This window comes from Aeromonas sp. XH (assembly GCF_033348475.1).
Lineage (GTDB): Bacteria > Pseudomonadota > Gammaproteobacteria > Enterobacterales > Aeromonadaceae > Aeromonas > Aeromonas sanarellii.
In genome coordinates, this window is record NZ_CP137630.1 from 770587 (window position 1) to 777500 (window position 6914).

At 65.0% G+C, this 6914-nt stretch carries 7 protein-coding genes (1 of these 7 running past the window's edge); 4 read left to right on the top strand and 3 right to left on the bottom strand.

Translation table 11 applies throughout. The features are described 5' to 3' along the window. The first annotated feature begins 37 nt into the window (after nucleotides 1–37). Nucleotides 38–919, top strand: coding sequence for a LysR family transcriptional regulator (locus tag R2B70_RS03715; protein ID WP_210600816.1), 882 nt, complete (start codon nucleotides 38–40; stop codon nucleotides 917–919). A gap of 42 nt (nucleotides 920–961) precedes the next feature. Here the strand turns inward: R2B70_RS03715 and R2B70_RS03720 are convergent, their stop codons facing one another. Beyond that, entirely contained in the window at nucleotides 962–1477 is a 516-nt protein-coding gene (locus R2B70_RS03720; protein ID WP_209794112.1) for a DUF2937 family protein, read from the bottom strand. 209 nt (nucleotides 1478–1686) lie between these two features. Here R2B70_RS03720 and R2B70_RS03725 point away from each other — a divergent pair, with 209 nt between their 5' ends. Both R2B70_RS03725 and R2B70_RS03730 read left to right on the top strand, forming a co-directional pair. After that, nucleotides 1687–2370, top strand: coding sequence for a phosphatase PAP2 family protein (locus R2B70_RS03725; RefSeq protein ID WP_216990944.1), 684 nt, complete (start codon nucleotides 1687–1689; stop codon nucleotides 2368–2370). A gap of 272 nt (nucleotides 2371–2642) precedes the next feature. Further along, complete coding sequence (locus R2B70_RS03730; RefSeq protein ID WP_318162670.1) at nucleotides 2643–3551, top strand: sulfite exporter TauE/SafE family protein; 909 nt, start codon at nucleotides 2643–2645, stop codon at nucleotides 3549–3551. Between the two features lie 19 nt (nucleotides 3552–3570). Here R2B70_RS03730 and R2B70_RS03735 read toward each other — a convergent pair whose 3' ends face one another. Both R2B70_RS03735 and hemL read right to left on the bottom strand, forming a co-directional pair. Continuing rightward, nucleotides 3571–4386: a hypothetical protein gene (locus R2B70_RS03735; RefSeq protein WP_318162671.1), complete on the bottom strand. Its 816-nt coding sequence runs from the start codon at nucleotides 4384–4386 to the stop codon at nucleotides 3571–3573. Nucleotides 4387–4590: 204 nt separating this feature from the next. Beyond that, nucleotides 4591–5877, bottom strand: coding sequence for a glutamate-1-semialdehyde 2,1-aminomutase (gene hemL, locus R2B70_RS03740; protein ID WP_216990943.1), 1287 nt, complete (start codon nucleotides 5875–5877; stop codon nucleotides 4591–4593). A 224-nt stretch (nucleotides 5878–6101) separates the two neighbouring features. Here hemL and clcA point away from each other — a divergent pair, with 224 nt between their 5' ends. Continuing rightward, nucleotides 6102–6914: the 5' portion of a H(+)/Cl(-) exchange transporter ClcA gene (gene clcA / locus R2B70_RS03745; protein WP_216990942.1), read on the top strand. It continues 582 nt past the right edge of the window; only the first 813 of its 1395 coding nucleotides appear in the window; it begins with the start codon at nucleotides 6102–6104; its stop codon lies off the right edge, out of view.

Consider the following 6914-nt stretch of genomic DNA (forward strand, 5'->3'; position numbering starts at 1 on the left):
AAGGTGAATGCCGGATACCTAGCTCACGACCCAAATCATGAAGCTCTACCAGATACAACTCTTTGTGGAATCAGCCAGCAGTGGCTCCATCGCCAATGCAGCCCGCCGCCTTGGCAAGAGTCGCAGCGCGGTCAGCACGGCGATCGCGGCGCTTGAGGTTGAGCTTGGCGTCGAACTTTTTGAACGAGGGGCCAACCAGAGCCGGCTGACCGAGATCGGCGAGCAGGTGCTGGACGACTGCAAACGGCTGCTGCAGGCCGCCAACAGCCTCAAGCTCAAGTGCGAGCACCATGCCTCCGGCGCCGAGGTGGCGCTGCGGGTGGCGCGGGATGACGCCATCCCCGAGGCGGTGTGGCGGGAGATGCTGGGCCAGCTGCGCCACCAGTTTCCCGGCACCAGCATCTCCCTGGTGCTGGCCTCGCCGCCTGAGCTGCCCGCCCTGGTGGAGGAGGGGTTCGTGGATGCCGCCTTCGGCCTCATCACCGAGGAGCAGGAGCGCAGCGGCCTCAGCATCGAGGTGCTCAACCCAATCCGCACCCTGATGGTGGTGGCCCCGAGCCACCCGCTGGCCAGCCTGAAGCGGGTGCTGCAGCAGGACCTGACCGGCCATACCCAGGTCACCCTCTCCTATGTGGACGAATTCTCGGTCAAGAGCCTGCTGCCCATCGGGGGCCATCACATCGGGCTGTCGAGCTTCGAGCTGATGCGGGATGCGGTGCTCGACGGCCTCGGCTGGGCCGTGCTGCCGTCACCGCTGATCCAGAGCCAGCTGCGCCAGGGGGAGCTGCTGACCCTGAAACACAAGTTCAGCCTGCAGTGGCGCGACTACGGGGTCTATCTGGCGGAAAATGCCCACCATGGCAAGGTGCTGGCCTGGCTCAAGAAGGCCATCGGGGCCTATCTCGAACCCTTCGAATGACTGCGTTCGGGGGCGCCGCCGGACATGGCGGCACCAGGGGGATCAGCGCAGGCTGCGCCGGGAGAGCGGCTGGCGCGGGCGAAAGGGCAGCGCCAGGAGGCTGAGCAGCAGATCCCCCAGCAGGGAGGCCATCAGGCCCACCGTCACGCCGCAGAGGATGGCGGCCTGATTGAGCGGCACCACATAGCCGTAGTTGTGCAGGGTGTCCTGCCAGAGCAGGGGATCGGCGCGCAGCAGCAGGTGGGAGAGCTGCCGATACCAGGCCTGGTCCCGGAAGGCGAGTTCCTGCTGCAGGTGCCGCTGCTGGCTCACCAGCTGTTGCAGGCTGGCGGCATCCTGGGTGAAGACGGGATCCTGGCTGGCGCCGTAGTGGGCGACCAGGGCCTGAAGATCGCCCTGGAAGTGCTGATCCGCGGTGCGCTGGAAGGGTGCCAGACTGAGGCTGGCCTGTTGCAGGCGCGCATCCAGCCGCTGGTAGTAGAGATCGACGATCCCGGGGATCTGCACGCCAGCCAGCAAGCCGAGGGCAAACAGCATCATGCGAAGGTAGCTGCGCATCATCATCATCCTGAGTGAACGGAGTGGCCATACTAGCCGCAAGCCGTGGGAGAGCCAAGACGGCGGTGCCCGTTCTGCCGGCCAGGGGGGCAGAACGGGGCAGGGGCGGATTCAATGGAATGCGTTTTTGACACGAATGCTTACATTTCTGTGATTCACGTCATCTTTTGACTGACCTAGAATGCGCGCTTTTCCAAGGAAAAGTCGGCATGAGCAAGTTCATTCCTCTCTATCTGATCGGTGGCCTGATTGCCTTCAGCTGGGCTGCCCTGCCGGATCATGGCCCCTGGGATCACTGGGATCTCGCCCTCTTCCAGCTGGTCAATGGCTGGCTCGGCCACTCCCCCCGCTGGGCCGATCTGGTGGCTATCACCAACAACCGCCTGTTCGATCTGGCCGCGCTGGCCTGCATGGGGGGGATCCTCGCCACCTGTTTCTTCCGTGCCGGGGAGCAGGATCGCCGCCGTCTGGTGGCCATGGGATGCGTGATGCTGCTGGCGGCCCTGGTGATCAATCAGCTCGGTCACCTGCTGCCGGTCAGCCGCCCCAGCCCCACCCTGATGGTGGAAGGGGCGCTGCGGCTGACCGAGCTCAGTACCATCCCGACCAAGGATTCCGCCGGCGACAGCTTCCCCGGTGATCACGCCCTGTTCCTGATGATCTTCGCCGGCTTCACCCTGCGCTATCTGCCGCGCCGGGCCGCCATGATCGCCCTGCTGATGGTGCCCCTGTTCTCGGCCCCCCGCATCCTCGCCGGCGCTCACTGGATGACGGATGTCTACGTCGGCGCCCTCTGCCTCTCCCTGATCTGCCTGCCGCCCCTGCTGCTGAGCCCCCTGTCGGATCGGTTGATCGACCGCATTGCTCCCCGGCTGCCCCGCTGGATCTCCTGAGCCCACCCGGAGGCCGAGAAATAAAAAGAAGGCGGGGTGGCCCGCCTTCTTTTGCTTATCTCCCATCGGTGCTGTGGTCGTCGCGAAATGACCAGGACTACGCCCGATGAGCCCGGGCCTTGGCCCTGATGACAAGTATGGTCAGCGCCATTCGGATTCTGCCAACGGAAATGGATGACACCAAACGTTTGCATCAGGCGAGAGCTTGATCCTGGCCAGGATTTTTTCCGTGTACTGCCTTAGAATCGCCGCCCGTTGCTGGAGGTCTCCCTATGCTCGTCACTTGTCTGCGTCTCTTGTTTATCGGCTGTGCCCTGGTCTTTATCTTCATGCTGATCCACGCCTGGTGGCACAAACGCCAGCAGGGCTCCCTTGAACCCACCCCCTTCTGGCCGGTGGCGGCCATCGGCTTCGTCGCGAACTTTCTCGATACTCTGGGGGTCGGCAGCTTCGCGGTGAAGACCGCCTGCTACAAGCAGTTCAAGCTGATCGACGATCGGCTGTTGCCCGGCACCCTCAACGGTCAGTGCGTGCTGCCGACGGTCACCCAGTCCCTCATCTTCATCGGTGCCGTCAAGGTGGATCCCCTCACCCTGGTCGGCATGATGGGCGCGGCGGCGGCAGGGGCCGCCTGGGGGGCGCGCCACGTCGCCTCCTTCGATCGCCAGACCATACGGCTGGTGATGGCGGTCTCCCTGCTGGTGGTGGCCGGCCTCATCTTCGCGGGTCTGCTGGGGTTGTTTCCCCTGGGCGGCGAGGCCATGGGGCTGAGCGGTTACAAGCTCGGGATCGCCCTGGCAGGCAACTTCCTCTTCGGGGTGCTGATGAACGTCGGCATCGGCCTGTTTGCCCCCTGCATGACCCTCGTCTACCTGCTCGGCATGAACCCGCTGGCGGCCTTCCCCATCATGATGGGGTCCACCGCCGTGCTCAGCGTCTTCTCGGCGGGCACCTTCATCCGCAAGGGGGCCTTCGATGCGCGGGCGGTGCTGGCGGTGGCGCTCTTCGGTCCCATCGGGGTGGTGCTGGCGGCCATGCTGGTTCAGTCCATGGACATGGCGATGCTCAAATGGCTGGTGGCCTTCATCGTCATCTATACCTCCTGGACCATGTACGCCTCCTGGAAGGCGGCCAGGGGAGAGCCCGAGAGCCAGCCCCGGCTGGCCGAAGATGCGGGTTAACCTCATCAACCCAAACCTGCTATCTCGTTCGCCGGATCCTGCGTCTGGCGAGCGGAGTCCCCACCTGCTCTCCCCCGGTCGGGGGACGCTGGCTTGAAGCGACCAGCGCCGCCTCGGCCCTGGCCCCCAGAAACACATAGAGCCCCAGCGCCAGCAGCAAGCCCACGGCGCAGCCCATCACCCCCACCGCAGGCCAGAGCAGCTCGACCTGGCCGAGGGAGCCCTTGAACAGCAGCAACAGCCCCTCGATGGAGACCGCGATCAGGATGGCGGCGATGAAGCGGGTAATGGTGCGGCGGATGGCGCTGTGGCGGAAGATGTCCTTATGCAGCAGCACCTCCTCCTCCAATATGGTCTTGCCCAGATCGAACACCGCCAGCGCCAGGGTCAGGAAGATGATGGCGCTGAAGGCGCCGAGCCGGTTCTGCTGGGTGCCGCACAGCAGCAGGTAGAGCTGCTCGAGGCCGTGCCAGATCAGGGTGCCGACGATGAGAAACAGCGCCAGGCTCAGGATGACGTAGACGGCCCTGAACCAGGGAATGGCGCGGCGCCGCTCCCTGTCTCCCATCAGCCAGGCGATCAGCGGGTGCAGGTTGATCTCCAGTTCGCGACCGTGGCCCTGCACCAGCACGCGCAGCTGCCCCTGGGCCGCCGGAATGGGCGCCTGGATGCAGGGGCTCGTCTGATGTGGTGTCAGGCTTCGCACCTCCTGCACGAAGGAGTAGGCCTTGAGGGACTCCTGGGGGAGGGTGATCAATCCCAGCAGCAGGGGGGTCAGCTCGGTTTCGTACTCCTGATAGCGCCGCAGCACATCGATGGGGCTCATCTCTGCCATACACACCTCGGTCAAGTGGGCTCCTGCACGGATCAGTGCAAATAGTGGGCCCGCTTTATGACAACCTGGGTGGCGCTGGCTGCACCAGATGGCGGCAAATCCTGCCCCGGGGGAGTCCCCTTGCACCAGAAGGGGGCGTGGGCGCCAGCCCGGAGGCGAGGCAACAAAAAGGGCCCATCGGGCCCTTTGTCATTCGGATGGCGCTCAGCCCGCCAGCTTGGCGAAGCTGCGCTCGGCGGCGGCCAGGGTGTGCTCGATCTCCTTGTCGCCGTGGGCCAGGGACAGGAAACCCGCCTCGTAGGCGCTCGGCGCCAGATAGACACCCTCCTCCAGCATCAGATGGTAGAAGCGCTTGAAGCGTTCCATGTCACAGCGGGTCACCTGCTCATAGCGGGTGATCTCGGGCTCTTCGGTGAAGAAGAAGCCGAACATGCCGCCCACATAGGTGATGGCGAGCGGAATGCCGTGCTTGGCGGCGGCGGCCTTGAGCCCTTCTGCAACCCGCGCCGTCTTGGCGCTCAGCCGATCATAGAGACCCGGTTCCAGCAGCAGATCCAGCATGGCGAGGCCGGCGGCCATGGCCACCGGGTTGCCGGACAGGGTGCCCGCCTGATAGACGGGACCGGTCGGGGCTATGTGCTGCATCACCTTCTTCTTGCCGCCGAAGGCGCCCACCGGCATGCCGGCGCCGATGATCTTGCCGAGGGTGGTGAGGTCCGGATCGATGTTGTAGTGGCCCTGGGCGCCGCGCAGGGAGACGCGGAAGCCGGTCATCACCTCGTCCAGGATCAGCAGGGCGCCGAATTCGTCGCAGATGGCGCGCAGCCCTTCCAGGAAGCCGGGCACCGGCGGGATGCAGTTCATGTTGCCCGCCACCGGCTCGACTATGATGCAGGCGATCTCGCTGCCGTACTGGGTGAAGGCCTCGCGCACCGAGTCCAGATCGTTATAGACACAGGTGAGAGTGTGCTTGGCGAAGTCGGCCGGCACGCCCGGGCTGTTGGGCTGGCCCAGGGTCAGGGCGCCGGAGCCGGCCTTGACCAGCAGGGAGTCGGCGTGACCGTGATAGCAGCCTTCAAACTTGACGATCTTGTCGCGGCCCGTATAGCCGCGTGCCAGGCGGATGGCGCTCATGGTGGCCTCGGTGCCGGAGTTGACCATCCGAACCTGCTCCATGGAGGGCACGATCTGGCGCACCTTCTCGGCCATCAGCACCTCGATCTCGGTGGGGGCACCGTAGCTCAGCCCCTTTTCCACCGCCTTGATGACGGCGGCCTTGATGGCCGGGTGGTTGTGACCCAGCAGCATGGGGCCCCAGGAGCCGATGTAGTCCACGTAGGCCTGGCCGTCCACGTCATAGAGATAGGCACCGTCGGCGTGATCGATGAAGCGGGGGGTACCACCGACCCCATTGAAGGCGCGGACCGGTGAGTTGACGCCGCCCGGAATGGTCTGGCGGGCCTGTTCAAACAGCTGATCTGATTTTGACATGGATCATCCTTAATGGGATTTTGGTCGTTACCCGGGCACAGACGGCCGATTGCGGCTCGGCAAGGTCGGGGCGGGAGGAGTATGCTTTGCGCTCTCGCCATCCGGGCTCCCGGTCTGCTCCCGTGATAAAAGAAACGGGCCGACTATAGCAGAAAGGCCCTGTGCTGGGCAGCCGAGCCGAGTCCGGGGTGTCTTCCAATCTTGCTGACTCAATGTGGTTTCAGATGGTGCAACAAACTATCCCCCACGGCGAGGCGGGTGCGCCGCCTCGTCCTCCCGTCCTGCAACGCTTGATCCGGCAGGACAAGATGCCGCTCCTCGTACTGCTGCTGGCCGTCCTGGTCGGGCTCCTGGCCGGCGTGGTCTGCGGATTGTTTGAATCCGGCGTGCACTGGCTGGCCCAGCAGCGCCTCGTGCTGCTGGCCGATCGTCCCTGGTGGCAACTCGGCCTGATCGGCTTTGGTTTCAGCGCCCTGCTGGGCATGATAGGTTATTTCCTGACCCATGCCTTCGCGCCGGAGGCGGGCGGGTCGGGCATTCCCGAGATCGAGGGGGCCATGGACGATCTGCGCCCGGTGCGCTGGTGGCGGGTGCTGCCGGTCAAGTTCTTCGGCGGTATCTGCACCCTGAGCTCCGGCATGGTGCTGGGACGGGAGGGGCCCTCGGTACAGATCGGCGGCAACCTCGGCAAGATGGTGGCCGATATCTTCCGGCTGCCGAGGGAACACGGCCATGCCCTGCTGGCGGCCGGCGCGGCGGGGGGCCTGGCCGCGGCCTTCAATGCACCGCTGGCGGGGATCCTCTTTGTCATGGAGGAGATGCGACCGCAGTTTCGCTACTCCTTCCTCGCCATCAAGGCGGTGGGGATCTCCGCCGTCATGGCGACCCTGATGCTGCAGAACATGAAGGGGCAAGGTGCGGTGATCAGCCTGCCCCACTACGATGCCCCGGCCCTGAAGGCGCTCTGGCTGTTCCTCGTCATGGGGGGCTGTTTCGGCGTGCTGGGTTTCGTGTTCAACAAGCTGGTGCTGGCCTGC